Here is a 19152-nt window from a genome sequence, read left to right on the forward strand (position 1 = left end):
AGGAGGGATTGGATGAAAGGCATCCAAATAGAACGGGTTCAGGCGATGATTGAACAATTGGCCGACTATGGCCGCAACGCTGACGGCAGTATTACCCGTCCTTCCTATGGGCCCGCTTATCTGGCTGCCCAAGAGTGGCTGGCTGAGGTCATGGGGCAGGCGGGAATGGAGGTAACCAGGGATGCGGTGGGGAACCTGACCGGAACCTACGCGGGACAGGAGGAAGCTCTGCCGGCCGTTATGACCGGCTCCCATTTGGATACTGTGCCAAACGGCGGCAGGCTGGACGGTGCGCTGGGGATTGTGGCAGCTATTGAGTGTGTCCGTTCCTGGCAGGAAGCCGGCTGGCGCCCGCTGCGGCCGGTCAAGGTCCTGGCGACGATCGAGGAGGAAGGCAGCATTTTCGGACTGGGCTGTTTTGGGGCAAGAGTGATGGCCGGTGAATTTGCCGGCAGCAACCCTGACGATTTGCAGGATAAACACGGTCGCCGGCTTAGCGAATTCTTAAGCGACCAGGGCCTGCCGCCAAGTGCTCTGGTTGATGCCGTAATCGACAGCAGCCGGTATCATAGCTTTCTGGAGCTTCATATTGAGCAAGGCGAAGAGCTTGATCTAAAGCAAAAGCCTTTTGCGTTAGTCACCGATATTGTCGGGATTGACCGGCATTGGATTACCTTGTCCGGCCAGGCCAATCATGCCGGGACTACCCGTATGGACCGGCGCCGGGACGCGCTGGTGGCTGCTGCCTGTTTGATTCAGCAGGTATATGAAGCGGCAATCGCTTCGAATGGCGGTTATGTGGCCACCATCGGTACGCTGACGGTGAGTCCCGGGGCCACCAACGTTATTCCGGGGGTAGTTGAGCTTAGAGTGGAAACCCGCGCGGCGGATAATGGCCGGCTGGAAGCGGCCCATACTCATTTGGCGGCATTGCTGGAAGCGGTAGGAAGACGCTACGGGGTCAAGGGAGTGATCAGCAAGCGCCATACCACACCGGCGATGCAGCTGCCGGAGGGTGTATTACAGGAGCTGCGGCTGGCTGTGGAGGCTGCCGGTTTTCCTCCGGCCGAGGAAATGCCAAGCTGGGCGGGACACGATGCGAAAATTTTGGCAGAGCACATTCCCAGTGGTATGATTTTTGTCCCCAGTATCAAGGGGATCAGCCATGCCCGGGAGGAAGAGACCTATTGGGAAGCGGCGGCTCAGGGAATTGAGGTATTGAACCAGGCACTCAAACGATTGGCTTGCCAACGGGAGACGCTGGGGACAGGAGGCAAGTGAGACGATGAAAACGTTGGTTCGTGGTAAATATGTGATCACCGATGCGGCGGCCCGGGAAACCGGCATCATCGAAGACGGAGCCGTGCTGGTGGAAGGGAAATACGTACGGGCGACAGGCCGGTTTGCAGAGCTGCGGCAACTGCATCCGGAGGCTGCTGTGGTGGGAGATGGGCAGCAGTTGGTGCTGCCGGGGCTGATCGATGCCCATAGTCATGGCCGGGGGCTAAGTCCCCTGCAAAAGGGCGTGCCTAACGACTTTCTGGAAAATAACCTGTTTGACTGGGCCTTTATGCCTGTGCTCGACCCGGAATTGATTACCGCTTTGTGTGCTGTGCGGCATATCCGCAACGGATCTACCCTGATTCATAATAATGCCTTTGATACTACGGGATCTGGCGCGGCTGACCAGGCGGCAACGACGATCAAAGCATATCTGGCTACCGGTATCCGTCTGGCCTATTCTCCCGGTGTCAGAAATATAGACCGGCTTGTTTTGGATACGGACGGTTTTTTAGCGACACTGTCGGCGGAGCTGCGGGCTGTGGCAGAACCTTTGGCCCGGACGGACAGTAAACTAATAGAGGAAGAATATTTTGCCCTGTTTGCCGAGCTATACCGTACCTATCAGTCGGAGGATACCCGTATTTTTCTAAGCCCCAGCTGGGCTCAGGCCTGTACGGCAGAGTTTTTGATTCGAGCGAAAGAAGAGGCAGACCGGCTGGGGAAAATTCCGATTCACATGCACTGCCTGCAAACACCGGTTCAAAAGGCTTTTTCCCTGCGAAAATACGGTAAAACGGCAATTGCCTATCTGGCGGACCTGGGACTGCTGGATGAAAACACCGTACTGGCTCATTCCATCTGGGTTACCCAAGAGGATATCCGGCTCATGGCCGAGCACAATGTGGCTGTTACCTCTCATCCCAGTTGCAATCTGGGAATGAGAAACGGGATCACGCCGGTATATGAACTGCTGCGGCAGGGTATCCGGGTAGCTGTCGGCATGGATGATAAAACCATTAATGATGATGAAGATATCATCATGGAGCTGCGCATGATGCACAAGCTTCACCGGGTTCCCGGTTACCGCCTGGATACGCCGGTTCTGGATGCGTTTACCGTGCTGGAAATGGCGACAGGCCACGCCGCTTCGGTGGTTGGTTTCGCCGGAAAAGCCGGAGCTTTGCGACCGGGGATGCTGGCCGATCTGATTGTCGTCGATCTTGACCGAATGCTCAATTCGCCGTGGATGTCGGACCAAACAGGCATTGCCGATATCTTCATTCACCGGGCGCTGGGAACTGATGTGGCCAGTGTCATAATCGGCGGCCGTCTGGTGATGGAAGACCGGAAGATCACGACGCTCGATGAAGAAGCCCTTTACCGGGAAGTGCGCAAAGCGGCGGATAAGGGGATTACGTCCGCCATGCGCCGTCAGGCGGAGACTTTGCAGCAACTGAAACCGTATTGTCAAAGCTGGTATAATACCTGGCTGGAACCCGAGCAGCACGCCTTTTATCAGGTGAACAGCCGGCGGTAAATCATGGGATAGACATTGGTTCATGTATTTGTTATGAGGGAAGGGAAGAGTATGAGCTGTCGGGCAACTAATGAAACTAATAAAATCGTACTGGACGGAAATTCGCTATCCTTTGCGCAGGTGGTTGAATTTCTGGAGGACCCGTCCATACAGGTGCAGCTAGGGGATGCCGCGCGACAGCAGGTGGATGCTTCAAGAAAACAGCTGGAAGCCTGGCTGAAGAGCGAGAACCGGGTGGTCTACGGGCTGAACACCGGTTTGGGGAAGCTGAAGGATTTCGTGGTCAGTGAAAAGGATCAGGCCGAATTTCAAAAGAATATTTTATATTCTCATGCAGTGGGGCTTGGCGCACCGTTTGACAGTCAGATTGCCCGTCTGGCCATGCTGTTTAGGGCCAATGTCCTATCACGCGGCCATTCCGGGGTAAGACCGGAATTGATTGACCGCATTCTGCTGCTACTCAATGCCGGTATCATCCCGCAAATGCCGCAGATCGGCTCACTGGGCGTCGGCGATTTGCAGCCTATGGCACATCTGGGACTGTGCCTGGCCGGCTATCCGGAAGGGCGTGTAGTGTATCAGGGACAGGTGGAAACCGCCGATACGGCTCTAGCTAAGGCCGGGATCAGTCCGGTGGAGTTTTCGCTGGCGGCCCGGGAGGCGCTGGCCTTGATGAGTGGCAGTACGGTTATGCTGGCAGCGGCTGTACATTGCTACTATGTGGCGTCCAAGCGGATCGTGGCGGCTGAGGCGGCCTTGGCCCTCAACCTGGAGGCCATACGCGGCGAACGGCAGGCTTTTGATTTTCGTATTCATGCCGCCAGAGGGATTGCGGCGCAGGTGGAAACAGCAAAAAATATTTGTGCTTTGACGGCGGGTAGCTCCTGGATGTCTGAGGCAGGCCGGCAAAGGCTGGGCGAAAACCAGCCCCGGGTGCAGGATGCCGTCAGCTTCCGGTCCAGTGCGCAGGTACATGGCGCTGTACGGGATGTTCTGCAATATATTGAAACCATTTTAGAACGGGAACTGAACGCCTCCACCGATAACCCTTTGCTATTCGAATCGGACCAGGGCTATGAAAGCATGAGCGGTGGCAATTTCCACGGGGCGCTGCTAGCCTATGCCATGGATTTTCTGGCCATTGTATTTACCGATTTGGCCGTATTGTCTGAACGGCGTTCAGCCCGCCTGCTTGACCCGGTCATGAGTTATGGTTTGCCGTCCAATCTGGCCGGCGGCCAGGTTGGGCTTAATACAGGCTTTGCCCTGGTGCAGGCCGATGCGGCGGCTTTAATCGGTGAGATGCGAATCCTGGCGGCGCCGGCCAGCATTGGGTCGGTCCCCAGTAAGAGCAATCAGGAAGATCACAACAGTATGGGCATGGGCGCTGTACGCAAGGCCATGCTGGTTCTGGAGCATCTTAATAAGGTCCTGGCAGTGGAAATGCTGTGTGCGGCTCAGGCAATTGAACTGATTGCCGGCAATATGCAAGGCCTTTCACTGGGAATAGGCACGCAGGCCATTTATGGTTGCCTGCGCCAGCATACTCAGGGTATGCAGAACGACCGGTATATCCGGGAAGATTTATACCGGGTTATTGAATTGATTGACCAATCCGAATTTATTCGTATAATTAAGTTATATGAAGCGCAAGGGTGTCCGATAGCGGAAACGGCGGCCGGAATCGGATGAGCGTAACGCTCCTGCCGAAGTTTGCAGAAGATAACAGTCTTTAGATGGGAAGATTCATCATGGGAGAAGCACAAACATTAGCCAAAGCACTGGATATTTTATTTGCTATCGCGGCTACGGGGACACAACTGTCGGTAAGCGAGATTGCCAGCCAGGTGAACATTCCCGAGAGCACGGCCTACCGGCTGCTGCGAACGCTGGAACAGAACGGGATCGTAGAGCGCAAAATAAAAGGGAAAATCAGCCTTGGTTTTCGCATTTTGGATTTGGCGCGCTGCCTGTATCAGGAGATGGACCGGGAGCTGTTCATTATTGCCCGCCCGATTATGGAAGGTCTGACTGAAGAGTGTGGCGAGACTTCGGTCTTAATGGTGCGCAGCGGCATCCATGCTGTTTGTATTCAGTCGGTGGAAAGCCAGCGGGCCATTCGCTTTTCCCTGCCGAACGGCCGGATTCTACCCTTGCATGTCAGTGCTTCCGGTAAAGTCATTTTGGCGTTTGAGGATAAAACAGTGATTGAACAGGTGCTTGCACATATCGGTGATCCCGGGCCTGTTGCCCGCGATTTGGAGACCATAAGGCAGCAAGGGTGCAGTATAACCGTCGCGGAAATTGATCAGGATGTGATGGGCATCGGCGTTCCCGTCTATGACGCCTATGGGCGGATTATGGCCAGCCTGACCATTGCCGGGCCGGTGGAACGCATGCAAAAGCAAGACCTGGCGGCGCTGGCGCAGACCGTCCGGCAGGCAGCCGGACAAATTTCGGGACGTCTCCAGCACCAGGAGACGAGTGCTGCATCCGGTGGAAAAGTGTAGTATGGCATCGAGAATTTTTGCCGTCAGGCGAGGCGGAGAAGGCGCGCCTATCGGCCATAGGTAAGCCGACGACAACGAAGACTGACGGCAAAAAGGCCGGTGATCTGCTACAGATTTTCGCCGGATGCAGCACTAGGCAGTAAATGCAGATAAAGGAGAAGATTTGGCTATGAAATATGATTTTGATACCGTAATTGACAGGACCAATAATTTTGCCGCTAAATATGATGAAATAGGCTTAAAATTCGGCCGGGAGGATTTGGTCCCCCTGTGGGTGGCCGATATGGACTTTCGCACGGCCGAACCTATTATCGAAGCCATCCGGCAGCGGGCTGAGCAAGGTATATTCGGCTATACGTCACGGCCTAAGTCCTACTTTGCGGCAGTCAGCGAGTGGCTTAGCCGGCGCCATGGCTGGTCGGCCGATCCAAGTCTGATGCTACATAGCCCCGGTGTGGTTCCTTCGTTAAGTATGATGATTCAACATTTTACCGAGCCGGGAGATAAGATCATTATTCAGTCGCCGGTATACTATCCGTTCTTTGACGTGGTGCGCAGCCATGGCCGGCAGCTATTGGAGAATCCCCTGAAAAATGTGAATGGCCGGTATGAGATGGATTATGATCACTTGGCAGAACTTGCAGCCCAGGGTGCGAAATATCTGCTTTTGTGCAGTCCCCACAATCCGGTGGGGCGTGTCTGGCACAAGGACGAGCTGGTCCGGCTGGGCCAGCTCTGCCTGCGCCACGGCGTTACCGTGATTGCCGATGAAATCCACTCTGATCTGGTCTATTCCGCACATAAGCATATCCCCTTTGCCAGTATCTCGGAAGAATTCCGGCAGAATACCATTACCTGTATTGCGCCAAGCAAAACCTTTAATCTGGCCGGGTTGCAGGCTTCCATTGTCATTTTCCCCAACCGCGAATACAAAGCCCGGTTTGATGCGATTTTAGGAAACCTGGATATCCGCCGCAACAATTGCTTTAGTCTGGTGGCGGTGGAAGCGGCCTATCGTCAGGGCGAGGAGTGGCTGGAGCAGGTCAATGCCTATATAAAGGACAATTTTGCCTATATCGGTGATTTCTGCCGGACCCATATTCCCGAAATTAAGCCTAATGAGCCGGAAGGAACGTACCTGGTCTGGCTGGATTGTCGTGAACTGGGCTTGAACCGTACCGAACTGCACGATTTTATGCTGAACGAGGCCAAGCTGGCTCTGGACGACGGCTTCTGGTTCAGTGAACAGGCTGACGGCTATATGCGCCTCAACGCCGCCTGCCCGCGCAGTATTCTGACCAAGGCGCTGACCCAGCTTAAACAGGCAATTGCCGCACGCCGGGACAAGGACTGAGTCCTTCCCGGCCGGTGGCCAAAGGAATTTTACTTTTTTCCTCCCCTCATGGTGTGGTATAATTACTTATGGATAGTAATTATTTGCAATTGGAGGTCAGAGCCATGAGTCAGGAACTATGGAAAGAAGTGGAGCAATTGCAAGAAAAATTGCATGATACTATCAGCAAAAAAGGCGTAGGATCACCGGAAGCCATCCGGGTTATGCAAGCGTTCCGGGAAAAAATGGACGAATATAAACGATGTACGAAGAAACCGCTAGAGCCATAGGGCTCTTTTTTCTTACCGTGCTAATCCTTGTCGTTGCCGGGACAAAAAGAAAGAGAACAGGAGACTGCCAGTATGAACCATGTGATACGATTGCCACAATTGGACTGCCTATTCCCCGGCCCGGCACCGGAACGGGAGGTCCTGCTGGCAGCCGGCGGCCGGGCGCCGCAGCCGGTCTGGCTGAAAGAGGCCGCTGCCGGCCGCGCCGTCTGGTGCGTCGACCACGGCATTGACTGCTGCCAACGCAGCCGGATTGTCCCTGAACGGGTGATTGGTGACGGCGACAGCGCCAGCGGGGCCGGCTGGGCCTGGGGCCGGCAACTGGGAGTGCCGATGGAGGAATATCCGGCCGAAAAAAATCTTACCGACCTGCAGCTTGCCCTGCAAACCGCCAGCACGGTATACCGCCAGGCAGCTGTGGTGGTTACCGGCGTCTGGGGCGGACGGTTTGATCATGCCTTTAGCAATATCTATTCACTGACAGGCTGCGCCGCCTTGGGCCTTTCCCGCTGTCTGGCCGCCGACCAGACGGAGGTACTCCTCCTGTTGCAAGGCGAAGACGCGGTCCGGCTTACCTGGCGCGCTGCGCCTGAGGTTATATCTCTTCTGCCTTTGTCCGGCACCTGCAGCGGCGTGAGTATCCAGGGCGTCCACTGGCCGCTGGACAGGGTGGAACTGCTGAGCACCCTGCCTTATGCCGTCAGCAACCGCCCGGCCGCGGCCGAGGTCAGCGTGGCCCTGGCCAGCGGCAGTCTGGGGGTCTACCTGTGCTGGCAGAGCGCTCATGTAGCGGCGGACAGTTGACAGGACAGATGGCGCGCTATAGAATAATAACCATAAAAAGAGCATAACACTGTGCTAGGGGTGCCAGGTGCGGAGCACTAGGCTGAGAAATGATCTAATCATTAACCCTTCACCTGATCTGGGTCATGCCAGCGTAGGGAAGCGAAACGTTTTTTAACCGCATTCCTCGGGAATGCGGTTTTTTGCATAGCTGATATGATTACATAGGAGATGAGAAAGATGGAAGAGACAACCTGGTTGAGCGCTATCTGGCTGCTTTCCGAAAACCCGGCCAGTCTATTTGCCCTGATCGGAATGGTAGCGCTGCTGGTAGCGTTTGCTTATATCAAAAAAATCACCATTCATACCCGGCTGCTGGTTCATATCGGTCTGGCGCTGGCTCTGACGGTGGTGCTGCACACCTTCCGGCTGTATCATATGCCTCAGGGCGGCAGTGTCACCTTGGGAGCCATGCTGCCGCTCCTGTTGCTGTCCTTCCGTTACGGGCCGGTAGTGGGTTATCTGGCGGGTTTTGTTTACGGGCTGCTTAACCTGCTGCAGGACCCTTATATTTTGCATCCCGTCCAGGTGCTGTTTGATTATCCCCTGCCGTACATGGCCATGGGCTTGGCCGGCTTTTTCCGGGACCGGCCGTTTTTAGGTGCGACGGTTGCCGTAGTCGGCCGGTTTATCTGTCATTTTATATCGGGCGTTGTTTTTTTCGCCAGCTATGCGCCGGAGGGGATGTCTCCCTATTGGTATTCCCTGGTGTTTAACGGCAGCTACCTGCTGCCGGAGCTAGTCATTTGCCTGGTTATTCTTAAAGTACTGCCGGTTGGCAGAGTGCTGCGGACCATCCCAAAATAACCGGCCTTTTCCAGTGCCTGTTTTTCATATTTTTGTGGCGGCGGGGCAAACTAACAGCGTAATTCAATCGGGAAGGAGTAGCGCTATGAAAAAGAGAAGACCTGCTTACGCGCCCAATGAACGGGGCTATTTTGAACCGGTTCGCCGCAAGGTGTATTCGTCGAAACATGTCCGGATCTTTCCCGACCCGATTGCCGACGATATTGTGGCCAACAATATTTCCAATGTAGAATTTGACTATACCTATGACCGGGGAGAGCTGATCTGACAGCTCTCCCTTTTGTTTTACCTTGATCAGTAGCTGGCCCGAGACTAACATGGTCGACCGGCAATGCCGGAGAAAAAAGAAAAAGCGCCCGACCGGGCGCTTAAATCAGAAGGCAAAATTGCCGTTTTTAAAAACAGGAACTTGCTGTCCCTGCCGGGTGGTGCCGATGATTTCCAGATCGGCGGTGCCGAGCATAAAATCCTCGTGGACCAGTGAATCGTTCACGCCTTTTTGCGCCAGTTCTTCCGGCGTGTAGTTCTCGCTGTTGGCGAGGCAGACCGGATAGGCCTTGCCGAAGGCTAAATGGCAGGAGGCGTTTTCATCGAATAGAGTGTTGTAAAACAGAATGTTGGCATTGGAGATAGGAGAGTCGAAGGGTACCAGTGCCACTTCGCCCAGATAGCTGGCTCCTTCGTCAGTTTCCAACAGATGTTTCAGGCTTTCGTAGCCTGTTTTGGCTGTGAAATCGACAATTTTGCCGTCGGTGAAGGTCAGCGTGAAGCCGTCGATCAGATTGCCGTTGTAGTTAAGCGGCTTGGAACTGACGACCTTGCCATTGACGCCTGTCCGTTGAGGCAGGGTGAAGACTTCCTCGGTCGGCATGTTGGCGATGAATTCCCGGCCGGCCGGCGTGTGCTCAGAGCCGCCCAGCCAGATATGGCCTTCCGGCAGCTCGACGGTCAGGTCGGTACCCAGCGAATTTTTATAATGAAGCGTTTTAAAGTTGTGGCTGTTTAGGAAATCCAGCCGCTGTTGCAGGTTTTGCTTGTGGCTGTTCCAGGCGGCCACCGGATCGGGAGTATCCACCCGCACGACCTGGCAGATCAGTTCCCAGAGTCTGGCGATGGCCGCTTCCTCCGACAGGTCCGGGAATACCTTCCTGGCCCAGGCCGCGGTGGGAACGGACACGACGCACCAGGTGTTCTGATTACTCATCAGACGCTCCCGGTATTCGCGCAGCGCTGTGCTGCCGGCCTTCTGGGCCTTGGCGATGCGCCCCGGTTCAATGTCCTTCAGCAGTTCGGGATCGGAGGCGGCAATGCTGACGAAAGCGGCCCCCTGCCGCACGTAGGTCATGTACAGCTCTTTTTGCCAGTCGGGATATTCGCTGAATACTTCTTCCGGCGCATGGGTATAGCGGATTTTGGTGAATAATTCATCGCGCCAGACGATGACCACATCCCGGGCCCCTTCCTTATAGGCGGTTTCCGCCAGAGCCCGGCTAAAGGGCGCGCTTTCAATCGGGGAATTGATAACCAGCGTCTGGTTTTTCTCTAAGTTAATACCGGTTTTTACAATCAAACGGGCATATTTTTCAAGTAATTGCGTATTCATGGACAGTCTCCCTTCCTATGGTTTACAAACTAGGATATGCAGCGCCAGCCGGCGGCGTGTCGAATCAAATTGATTGGCCGGCAGTTAGCTTTTGGTGGCGGCCGCTTCTTCGCGCAGCGCCCGTTTTAACAGTTTGCCCGTCGGAGTCTTCGGCAGGGCGTCAACCAGGACAATGTCGCGGGGCTGCTTATACGGTGCCAGCCGGGCCTGCAGAAATTCCTTAACGGCCCGTTTGTTAAAGGACGCCCCTTCCCGCATGACCAGATAGGCGCGAATGGCCTGGCCCCGCAGGCTGTCGGGTACGCCGATGACGGCCGCCTCCACCACGCCGGGATAGGTGTAGAGCAGTTCTTCGATTTCGCGGGGATAGACATTTTCGCCGCTGCTGATAATCATGTCTTTCAGGCGATCGACAATGAAAAAGTAGCCATCTTCATCCCGGTAGGCAATATCACCGGTGTGAAGCCAGCCGTCCCGCAGTGACTGGGCCGTCTGTTCCGGCAGATTCCAATAGCCTTGCATGACAATAGGGCCTCGTACAACCAGTTCGCCGATTTCCCCTGTGCCCAACTGTTGGCCGTTCTCGTTTACAATGGCGACAGTAATGCCCGGCAGGGCTTTGCCGATGGAGCCGTATTTTCTCTTTTCCGGCAGGTTGAAGGTGACCACCGGTGAGGCTTCCGACAGACCGTAGCCTTCGATGATCGGCGTGCCGTAAATGCTTTCAAACTGTTTGGCCATTTCCACCGGCAGCGAGGCACCGCCGGATACGAAGATGCGGACGGTACGCAAGGCGTCGGGTTGGGCCAGGCGGGACAGCAGGTTGTACATCGGCGGGACGCCGTACATGACAGTAACCCGGTGCTCCTTGATGACCGCTGCCGTTTCCTTAGGGGCGAAGGTTTCCAGTACGGTAATGCCGGCCCCGAGCCAAAGCGCGTTTAAAATGGCGCAGGTCCAGGCAAAGCAATGATACATGGGCAGCACACAGAGGACATTGTCCCGGCGTTCTACCGGCAGCATATGGCTGAACGCCTGGGCGTCGACGACCAGGTTTTCGTGAGTAAGGACCGCTCCCTTGGGATGGCCGGTGGTGCCGGAGGTATAGATAATCACGCAGGGTTGCTGCGCGTCAAACTCGGCCGGCAGTGGTGGCGCCGGTGGATAGGTTTCCTGGCTTAGCGTCTGTTTAATCACGGCAAAGGTAAGCTGGCTCAGTTCCTGGCGTCCGTATTTTGCCAGTTCCCCGGCCAGGTCGAGCGGTGCCGCCGTCACCAGATGGTGGATGGCGGCGTCGTGAAGGATATAGGCTGTTTCCCGGGCGGTCAGCTGAAAATTAATAGGAACGACGATGGCGCCCAGGCTGGTCAGCGCCAGGTAGGTACAAACAAATTCAATGGAATTCTTGGCGAACAGTCCGACATGGTCGCCGGTCTTGATGCCGCAAGCAAAAAAATAATCCCGGTAGTGGTCAACCTCTTGTGCCAGTTCCCCGTAGGTCATCTGCCGGGGATAATAAAAAACGGGGTCGTTCTTTGTTCCTTGCCCGATTAATTCATGAACAAGCAATACTACTCCTCCCTCCGGGGCTGTCAAGTTGATATTTTCTATCCGCATTGTAGCGCAAAACGGGCAGGGTGTCTATGCAGTTTTTGACAATCAGCGGCGAAAACCACGATTTCTTTTTACTAGCTTTTAAAGCTTGCCCGGTTTTTATGCGCAAAAAATCCTCATGCCGACAGACGAAACTGTCCGGCATGAGGATTGGTTTACTACAGCTTGAACCTAAGAATGCACTGTTTCAACTCTTCCGTCATGTCCGATACGATGCTCAGGGAGGAAAGAATTTCTTCCATGCTGGCGCTCTGCTCCTCGATGGCGGCGGCAACTTCGCTGCTGCCGTCGGCAGAGCTTTTGGCGATCTGCAGGATATTCTGGCTGGTTTCTTCTACCTGGGCAATGTCTTTGGCGATATCTTCGATTTCCCGGTTGATATTTTTAACCTGGGTGTCGGCGTTTTCACTGGTGGTCACAATGTTATGGAAGGAAAGGATGGCTTCTTCGGCCAGATGCAGGCCCTCCTTCACTTCCTCGACGCCGGTGGTCATGCTGGTGGCAACCGATTGGGAACGGGTCTGAATGTCCTGCAGCATTCTGGTAATGTCCTTGGCTGCTTCTGCCGTATTGGACGAGAGCTTCCTGATTTCATCGGCCACCACGGTAAAGCCCCGGCCATATTCCCCGGCTCTGGCGGCTTCAATGGAAGCGTTGAGTGACAGCAGGTTGGTCTGGGAAGCCAGGCTGGTGATGCTGTCAAGAACCTGCCGGATATCCTGGGAGCGGGCCTGCAAATGGTCGGTGATTTCTTTGGCGTCGATAATCTTGTGCTGGATGACGTCCATCTGGCTTAGCAGAGAGCTCATCTTTTCCTTGCCGGCGCTGGCCGCTTCAGCGGCTTGACCGGTGGCCGCCGTGACGGAGCCGGCGTTTTCTGCAATGGTTTTGTTCCGTTCGTAGAGCTGGGTAATGATGTCGGCAGCCTGCTCCGAAGCCTGAAACTGCCGGCCCGTTCCGTCCGATACTTGCTGAATGGAGGATGCGATCTGTTCAATAGCCCGGGAGTTCTGCTGCATAGCTGTTTTCAGGGTACCCACCGACTGGGCTACCTGTGTGCTGGTGCCGTTGATCTTACCGATCAGTTCCCGCAGTGTTTCCGACATTTGATTGAAGGCTTCGGCTAACAGGGCAAGATCGTCCCGGGATTTTACCCTGATTTTTTCGGTTTGCAGGTTGCCGCCGGCAATCTGTTGGGCATAGCGGGCCATTTGACTGAGATGATTGGCGATCTGGTTGGAAAACCGTCCGGCGCCGGCCGTGCTGGCTGCGGCCACCAGAAGAAGCAGGGCCACACCGACCAGGCCGGTCAGCCGGGCTTCCCGGTCCAGTTTTTCTTTCATGGTTTTGTCATGGCTTAGCTCGGTAGCGATAAACTCATCGATGCCTGTTTTGAGAAAATTGGTCGCTTTGACCAGTTCTTCCTTTGCGGCAATAGCCTGGCTCAGCTGCCCCGCTTCCGTAAAGCTGATCAACGCGGTCAGCCGCTCGCTGTAATTTGCGGCCAGCGCTTTTACCGACCCGAGCTTGGACTGGCTTTCCTGGTCGCTCACCGTTGTTTCGAGATAAGCCAGATGCTGTGTTATTTCGTCCATCTGGGCGGCAATGGCTTCCCGGTCTTCCTGCTTTCTCAGGGTGAGAAACTGGGTGGCGTTGTCTTCGGTCGCTTTGGCCTTATTGTAGATCTCATTGCTTTCAATGGTAATCTGGATCATGGTGTTCAGCTTGTCCATGGATGAGAATAACAGATAAAAAGTAAATAGACTGATGGCGCTTATGATGGCGGAAACCGTAATCAGACCGGCAATAAACTTGGTTTTTAGCGAACGATTGCCAAGTCTGTCCATGAACGGCTGAGCCCTTTTTAGCCTGGTTTGGCCCATAAGATAAGTCACCTCCTGAAAATAGTTTATAAACAATTTAATAAAGTTATAATTCGCTGAAAGTTCTAAATATTCCTGCGTAAAAAAGAAAAAATTTCCAGCTTATTAAATAGAAGAACTGACCGGGAAACTGTCCGTAAAGGGCAAAATCTGTGGTATAATGGAAAAGAATAGGAGCGAAGGATATGCATTGGCTGGAGGCGGTTAGGGAGTATCGTCCCTATAACGAACAGGAAGCAAAGGATAAAGAGCTTTTTTTGCACTATGCGACCCGGTTTGACGATATTTTGACCAGGGATAACGAGTTGGTTCATGTCACGGCTTCGGCCTGCGTGGTCAATCCGGCCCGGGATAAAATGCTGATGGTGCATCACAATATATATAAGTCCTGGTCCTGGGCAGGCGGGCATGCCGATGGCGAGAGTGACCTCTTACAGGTCGCCTGCCGGGAAGTACAGGAAGAGACCGGTGTCAAAGTGATACGCCCGGTTATTCCCGGCGTGTTTTCCCTCGATCTGCTGCCGGTGCTGGGTCACTACCGGCGGGGGCGCTATGTGGCCCCTCATCTTCACCTGTCGCTGGCCTATCTGCTGGAAGCGGCGGAAGATCAGGCACTGGTCGTGAAGCAGGATGAAAATAGCGCGGTCCGCTGGATACCGCTGCCCGAGCTTGGCAGTTGTACCGAGGAGCCGCATATGAAAAAGGTCTATACAAAACTGATGGAGAAGGTGAAAGCCCTGGCCGACGGTTAGGCCGGGCACTTGCTTATCGGTAAATCCGGGTAGATACATGGTCCGGTTTTTGAAACGGTATAGACGCTATACCGGGGTGTGGTACAGGCGTTAAGGTTGCCCGCACGGGTTCCTTATCTTCTGTGGCACACCCTTTTCCGTTGCCGGATAATATAAAGTATGTTTATTTAAGGAGGAGAAAATGGCGAGAATACAACGCCTGGCAGGGCTTTTGCTGCTGCTGCTCTGCCTGCAGGGGAGTTTTTCCCCGGTGCAGGCGGCAGGGCTGCAGGATACAGATATCGACTATATTGGCGAATGGGAAGTGCAGGCAGGTTCGGACGGGGGCACGCTGCTGCTTTCGGACAGTCCTGAAATGGTGTCGCAGGACGGCATTCTTTATCAGGATAAAGTGGATGGAACGGTGCGGCTTTTTTACTATCATGTCAACGCGGCGCCAACAGCCAAACGGCTGGATGTCATCCTTGAAAATGACGGACCCGAACCGGCTCATATCAAGGTACAGAAGTACGGACGGAGTGATCCCGGCTTTAGCTGGATGACGGTTGGCAAGGAAACGTTGCGGGCTTACCTGACCGGCAGTCAGCCTTATGAGTTGACCATTCCGCCTCGCCAGAGCAGGAGTCTGTCCCCGGATATTCATCAAACGGCTATTTTGACCAATATGCTGGCCCATGGCATTTATGACTTTGTAACCGATAAACCGGTCACCGTGCGGGTGCTGATGATGCCGTTGCTGGCGGACAGCGACCGGTTTTATCCGACGGCCAAGATTCTGCCGGCCGATTCGGTTCATCTGCGGGGAACCTTCGCCGGAGCAAACCGGATGATTGTGCCGCTGCAGCCATATAATCCGACAACAGACGGGGCAATAGCCATTACGCTGGCCGATAACCAGTGGGACCGCTATGTACGGGGCACGGATGCCACCGATGGTTCGTCTGTCGTTAATTACGGCAACTACGGGATTGTTTATCAGATTCCGTTCCCCTCGAAAACCGGCAGTGCTTTTTCCGCCTATCTGGCGCCACGGGGTGGGGAATATGCCGGCGCCGTCGGCATCCAGTCGCCGGACGTATACTGGAGCCCGGTGGCAACACCGCGGGGCCGGCTCAGTTACGGCCTTGACGCCAGGCGGGACTTTACCTTCCTGGGGAACTTTGACGGCGGTGTGCCGCTGGCTTTCACCTTTAGCCCGCCCGGTGGCTCCAACCTGCCGGTGCGTCTCGTTTTTCTGCCTCAGTCTTAATTGATTTGACCGGTCTGGCACAGAGGAATTTGCGGAAACAGGTTGAATTTTATACATACAATGAATCGATGCACCGGTGACTTACCGGCTTCGGCAAGCTGGCGTCCGGCTTTGCCGGTGAAAGAGGAGGGGAGACAGCATGATGCGATTTTGTCCGGCCTGCGGCGGTCGTTTGCCCCAGGGGGAAGGTATCCGGTTTTGCGTGCATTGTGGTCAGAAGCTGGCAGGGCTAATGCCGGAGGAGGACAGTTTTCTTGCGGCGGTGGCCGAGCCGGTGGATGATGTTGCCTTACCCTCTGTATCTGACCAGGCGCCGTTGATCGATGCTGTTCCTCAACACGCGTCGGCTCGCCGGCAGGTGAGGCCCCGGCGAATTGTAGTAGCTGACAAACCGGCCAGGCCGGCAGCACCAGAAACCCGGCGCGCTGCGCCTGCCGCCGGACCGGGGACGACCGATGAACAATACAGCGTAGTGCTTAAGACGATTGCCGACAAGGAGCGACTGATCGGACGGTTAAGTCAGGTATTGAGCCGGGGTACAACGGCTACGCGCATGGCCGTTGAACTGGTGCCTGGCGTGATTGCCTATAAAAACAGCGCGGCAGAGATACGTCCTGTGCTGGACATCCTGAACGGGGAAGGCCTGTATTATACTGTCATCCAGGGCGATTTTGAGATGAAACTGTCACTGCACGAACAGATACCGGACTTTGCCCGGCTGGACGGCGCCCTGCAGCAACTGCTGGCCCAGGTCCCGTCCGGCTTGTGGCTGGGAGAGACGGTACAGTTTGTCTGTGCTGAAGTGCTGTGGGAAAACGACAGTCATGTTCTGGTCGTTACCGACCAGGCACTCTATATGATCAACCAGCCGGCACTTGACCAACCGCCTGCCTGGCGGATTATCCCGTTCGCCCAATTGGCCAATGTGGCGCTGCACGCCGAAGACGAAGAACTGGAATGCCTGTTTAAAGAATACGGACGGGAAGAATGCCTGCACATTCAGGATCAGGCGGATTTGACCCAAGTATACCGATATCTGAACCATGTGTTGGCGAAATAATGGCCGGCATGGGAGGTTCTGTTTAGGAAATCTGACAGAAAAATGGCGAGGCCGGATATACTTATTTCGTTCCTGGGCAGAGGTTAGCACGGCCATCTTCTGATATTGTGTGGTCAGCGAGACTGCTTACAGGCCTTAAACAATGTCACCGTAAGTGAATAATCTAATAAAAAGCGATTTATTTTTCAAAAGATTTTTTGAAAAATAAATCGCTTTTTTTGTTAATACGACAAACCAGCAACAAATTAGAGTTGAATATTGCAAAATAATAAATATTTTTGTAGAAATACCGGATTTTATGTCGGACGAAAGTTGGAATTTTCCTGGAGGAAAATAGAAATCTATGTAAAATATAAAATTCTTGGAATTTTCTTTGAAAAAATGTAAAAAACAAATCTTTTATTCGCGGCAAATTTATAAATTGTTCTTAATTAAGGCAGATATCTATTACCTGATTTTTGAAAATGGGAACATAAGAAAAAAATTGTTTAGAGAGGCGAATTCATGTTCAAATTCATTCATTCTACCAGCGGCCGCCGCTATGCAGCATTGGCTGCACTCCTCGTATTGACCATTACTAACACCCTAACCGCTTACGCCCAGGACGACAGTCAACTGGACAAAGAAGAACTGCGGCGCCGGACACAGCAGGAAACCCAGGAACGCCAAAACCGGCAGCGACAGGCCGACAGTTTCTTGCAAAAAGACATAAAGACAACAGATGATACAACCCTACCGGAAGAAACCATCTCCTTTCCTATTCATACCGTACACTTAGAAGGCGAACGGATACAAGCTTTTTCCTGGCTGCAGGAAAAACTTAAGCAATATCAAGGCCGCCGGATTGGAATCGAAGGCATCAACCTGATTGTTAAACGCCTGACTAACGATCTGATAGCCCACGGGTATATTACCACGCGGATTGCTATCCCCGAACAGGATTTATCCCAGGGAACCCTCCGCTTAATTCTGATCCCAGGCATTATCCAAAGCATTCGTTTTGCCAGTGACGGGAAAACCGGTTACTGGCAAAATGCTTTTCCGACCCGCAGTGGTGATATCCTTAATCTCCGGGCATTGGAACAGGGTCTCGAACAGCTTAAACGGGTACCCTCCCAGGATGCCGATATGCAAATCGAACCTGGTGAAAAGCCTGGTGAAAGTAATATCGTCATCACTCTAAAACATACCAAGCCCTGGCGGTTTTCCTCCTCGCTTGACAATTCGGGCAGCCGGGCAACCGGCAAGCTGCAAGCTTCGGCTACCTTGTCGCTCGACAACCTGACCAACCAAAATGATCTTTTTTATATATCGCTTAATAATGACGCTATGGATGATGGATCTTTCCGGGGGACTAACGGCAGCAGTTTTTATTACTCGCTTCCTTATGGCTACTGGACTTTTAGCCTGTCCAACAGTACTTATGACTACCACCAGACCGTCTTAGGTACCAACCAGACCTTTCCCTATTCGGGTACCAGTCAAACTACCGAATTTAGAGCCCAGCGGCTACTGCATCGGGACCAGACCAGTAAAACAGGCGCCCAATTCCGGATCATCAAGAAAGACTCCCGCAACTATCTCAGTGATACCGAACTTCCCAACCAGCGAAAAGACGTCACGGCCGACGAACTGGCTTTAACCCATCACCAGTACTACGGCAAAACTGTCCTCGATCTGGATCTGGCCTATCGCTGGGGCGTGCCTTGGTTTGGTGCCCAGCCTGATACTGCCAGTGGAGACTCGCCAACTACCCGCTACCAATTGTGGACGCTGGACGCCAATCTGTCCACACCGCTTAAATTGGGCAAGAAAACAGGACAATATCAGATTTCTTTCCGAGCCCAGCAAACCGACGATGTGCTCTACACCTCCGATCAGTTCAGCATCGGCAACCAATATACCGTTCGGGGTTTTGACGGGGAACAAACCCTGACAGCGGAAAACGGCTGGTATGTCCGCAATGAAATAAGCCTGCCGGTTCATAACGGAAAGGAACTCTATCTGGGACTGGACTACGGACGGGTAAGCGGCCCATCCGCTCAATTCCTGGACGGCCACTCCTTAAGCGGCGCTGTACTGGGTCTGCGAGGCAGTACAGGAAGGTTCAGCTACGATGTCAATACCGGCTGGCCGCTGCACAAGCCAGCTACGCTGGAAACCTCCAGTCATCCTTTGAACTTTATGCTCAACTACCAATATTGACAGGATGCAACCTGTATTCAATAAGGAGAGTGTCTATATGCCTGCTACTGGATTTTTTACGGCGGACAAGCTGCTGCCGTTGTGGTTAAAAAAGAAAATAGCCTATGTAACCATCTTCGCATTAGTCAGCCAACCCTTAATCGTGGGGGCGGAAGCGGTAGCCGATTCCCAGGCGGCCGAAC

16 protein-coding genes and 1 riboswitch are annotated in these 19152 nt (G+C 53.9%); of the genes, 13 read left to right on the forward strand and 3 right to left on the reverse strand.

Going from position 1 to position 19152, the window contains the following annotated elements:
* Positions 1-12: 12 nt before the first annotated feature.
* From BMW43_RS13595 to BMW43_RS13630, 9 genes are all read left to right on the forward strand, one after another.
* Positions 13-1281 carry a Zn-dependent hydrolase gene (locus BMW43_RS13595; RefSeq protein WP_091748546.1) on the forward strand — a complete coding sequence of 423 codons (1269 nt, stop codon included), beginning with the start codon at positions 13-15 and terminating at the stop codon, positions 1279-1281.
* Between the two features lie 4 nt (positions 1282-1285).
* Complete coding sequence (locus BMW43_RS13600) at positions 1286-2821, forward strand: amidohydrolase family protein (protein ID WP_091748549.1); 1536 nt, start codon at positions 1286-1288, stop codon at positions 2819-2821.
* 51 nt (positions 2822-2872) lie between these two features.
* Positions 2873-4513: an HAL/PAL/TAL family ammonia-lyase gene (locus BMW43_RS13605; RefSeq protein ID WP_177173598.1), complete on the forward strand. Its 1641-nt coding sequence runs from the start codon at positions 2873-2875 to the stop codon at positions 4511-4513.
* 59 nt (positions 4514-4572) lie between these two features.
* Positions 4573-5331, forward strand: a complete 759-nt coding sequence (locus BMW43_RS13610; RefSeq protein WP_091748555.1) for an IclR family transcriptional regulator — start codon at positions 4573-4575, stop codon at positions 5329-5331.
* 169 nt (positions 5332-5500) lie between these two features.
* Positions 5501-6685, forward strand: a complete 1185-nt coding sequence (locus BMW43_RS13615) for a MalY/PatB family protein (protein ID WP_091748558.1) — start codon at positions 5501-5503, stop codon at positions 6683-6685.
* A gap of 104 nt (positions 6686-6789) precedes the next feature.
* Positions 6790-6954 carry a hypothetical protein gene (locus tag BMW43_RS21190; RefSeq protein WP_177173599.1) on the forward strand — a complete coding sequence of 55 codons (165 nt, stop codon included), beginning with the start codon at positions 6790-6792 and terminating at the stop codon, positions 6952-6954.
* A 72-nt stretch (positions 6955-7026) separates the two neighbouring features.
* Positions 7027-7758, forward strand: a complete 732-nt coding sequence (locus BMW43_RS13620; protein WP_091748561.1) for a thiamine diphosphokinase — start codon at positions 7027-7029, stop codon at positions 7756-7758.
* A 46-nt stretch (positions 7759-7804) separates the two neighbouring features.
* Positions 7805-7915, forward strand: a riboswitch (TPP riboswitch).
* 62 nt (positions 7916-7977) lie between these two features.
* The gene (gene thiT / locus BMW43_RS13625) at positions 7978-8604 is read left to right on the forward strand and encodes an energy-coupled thiamine transporter ThiT (RefSeq protein ID WP_177173600.1); all 627 of its coding nucleotides are present in this window, start codon (positions 7978-7980) and stop codon (positions 8602-8604) included.
* A gap of 85 nt (positions 8605-8689) precedes the next feature.
* On the forward strand, positions 8690-8872 hold the full coding sequence (locus BMW43_RS13630) for a hypothetical protein (protein ID WP_091748566.1): 183 nt from the start codon (positions 8690-8692) through the stop codon (positions 8870-8872).
* Between the two features lie 105 nt (positions 8873-8977).
* Here BMW43_RS13630 and BMW43_RS13635 read toward each other — a convergent pair whose 3' ends face one another.
* The 3 genes from BMW43_RS13635 to BMW43_RS13645 form a co-directional block, all read right to left on the reverse strand.
* The gene (locus BMW43_RS13635) at positions 8978-10207 is read right to left on the reverse strand and encodes an aminopeptidase (protein ID WP_091748569.1); all 1230 of its coding nucleotides are present in this window, start codon (positions 10205-10207) and stop codon (positions 8978-8980) included.
* 84 nt (positions 10208-10291) lie between these two features.
* Positions 10292-11776, reverse strand: coding sequence for a class I adenylate-forming enzyme family protein (locus tag BMW43_RS13640; RefSeq protein ID WP_091748572.1), 1485 nt, complete (start codon positions 11774-11776; stop codon positions 10292-10294).
* A gap of 203 nt (positions 11777-11979) precedes the next feature.
* Positions 11980-13704, reverse strand: a complete 1725-nt coding sequence (locus tag BMW43_RS13645; RefSeq protein WP_091748575.1) for a methyl-accepting chemotaxis protein — start codon at positions 13702-13704, stop codon at positions 11980-11982.
* A 185-nt stretch (positions 13705-13889) separates the two neighbouring features.
* On the opposite strand from BMW43_RS13645, the gene BMW43_RS13650 reads away from it, so the two are divergent.
* From BMW43_RS13650 to BMW43_RS13665, 4 genes are all read left to right on the forward strand, one after another.
* Positions 13890-14456 (forward strand): NUDIX hydrolase, encoded by a 567-nt coding sequence (locus BMW43_RS13650; RefSeq protein ID WP_091748579.1) that lies wholly within the window; start codon positions 13890-13892, stop codon positions 14454-14456.
* A 181-nt stretch (positions 14457-14637) separates the two neighbouring features.
* Positions 14638-15705, forward strand: coding sequence for a hypothetical protein (locus BMW43_RS13655; RefSeq protein WP_091748582.1), 1068 nt, complete (start codon positions 14638-14640; stop codon positions 15703-15705).
* Between the two features lie 139 nt (positions 15706-15844).
* On the forward strand, positions 15845-16765 hold the full coding sequence (locus BMW43_RS13660; RefSeq protein WP_091748584.1) for a hypothetical protein: 921 nt from the start codon (positions 15845-15847) through the stop codon (positions 16763-16765).
* A 504-nt stretch (positions 16766-17269) separates the two neighbouring features.
* Entirely contained in the window at positions 17270-18970 is a 1701-nt protein-coding gene (locus tag BMW43_RS13665; RefSeq protein ID WP_091748587.1) for a ShlB/FhaC/HecB family hemolysin secretion/activation protein, read from the forward strand.
* Positions 18971-19152 lie beyond the last annotated feature (182 nt).

The sequence above is a fragment of the Propionispora vibrioides genome, from assembly GCF_900110485.1.
GTDB lineage: Bacteria > Bacillota > Negativicutes > Propionisporales > Propionisporaceae > Propionispora > Propionispora vibrioides.

Coding starts and splice junctions, on each gene's coding strand:
- BMW43_RS13595 (WP_091748546.1), top strand. CDS start 13: ATGAAAGGCATCCAAATAGAACGGGTTCAGGCGATGATTGAACAATTG.
- BMW43_RS13600 (WP_091748549.1), top strand. CDS start 1,286: ATGAAAACGTTGGTTCGTGGTAAATATGTGATCACCGATGCGGCGGCC.
- BMW43_RS13605 (WP_177173598.1), top strand. CDS start 2,873: ATGAGCTGTCGGGCAACTAATGAAACTAATAAAATCGTACTGGACGGA.
- BMW43_RS13610 (WP_091748555.1), top strand. CDS start 4,573: ATGGGAGAAGCACAAACATTAGCCAAAGCACTGGATATTTTATTTGCT.
- BMW43_RS13615 (WP_091748558.1), top strand. CDS start 5,501: ATGAAATATGATTTTGATACCGTAATTGACAGGACCAATAATTTTGCC.
- BMW43_RS21190 (WP_177173599.1), top strand. CDS start 6,790: ATGAGTCAGGAACTATGGAAAGAAGTGGAGCAATTGCAAGAAAAATTG.
- BMW43_RS13620 (WP_091748561.1), top strand. CDS start 7,027: ATGAACCATGTGATACGATTGCCACAATTGGACTGCCTATTCCCCGGC.
- thiT (WP_177173600.1), top strand. CDS start 7,978: ATGGAAGAGACAACCTGGTTGAGCGCTATCTGGCTGCTTTCCGAAAAC.
- BMW43_RS13630 (WP_091748566.1), top strand. CDS start 8,690: ATGAAAAAGAGAAGACCTGCTTACGCGCCCAATGAACGGGGCTATTTT.
- BMW43_RS13635 (WP_091748569.1), bottom strand. CDS start 10,207: ATGAATACGCAATTACTTGAAAAATATGCCCGTTTGATTGTAAAAACC.
- BMW43_RS13645 (WP_091748575.1), bottom strand. CDS start 13,704: ATGGGCCAAACCAGGCTAAAAAGGGCTCAGCCGTTCATGGACAGACTT.
- BMW43_RS13650 (WP_091748579.1), top strand. CDS start 13,890: ATGCATTGGCTGGAGGCGGTTAGGGAGTATCGTCCCTATAACGAACAG.
- BMW43_RS13655 (WP_091748582.1), top strand. CDS start 14,638: ATGGCGAGAATACAACGCCTGGCAGGGCTTTTGCTGCTGCTGCTCTGC.
- BMW43_RS13660 (WP_091748584.1), top strand. CDS start 15,845: ATGATGCGATTTTGTCCGGCCTGCGGCGGTCGTTTGCCCCAGGGGGAA.
- BMW43_RS13665 (WP_091748587.1), top strand. CDS start 17,270: ATGTTCAAATTCATTCATTCTACCAGCGGCCGCCGCTATGCAGCATTG.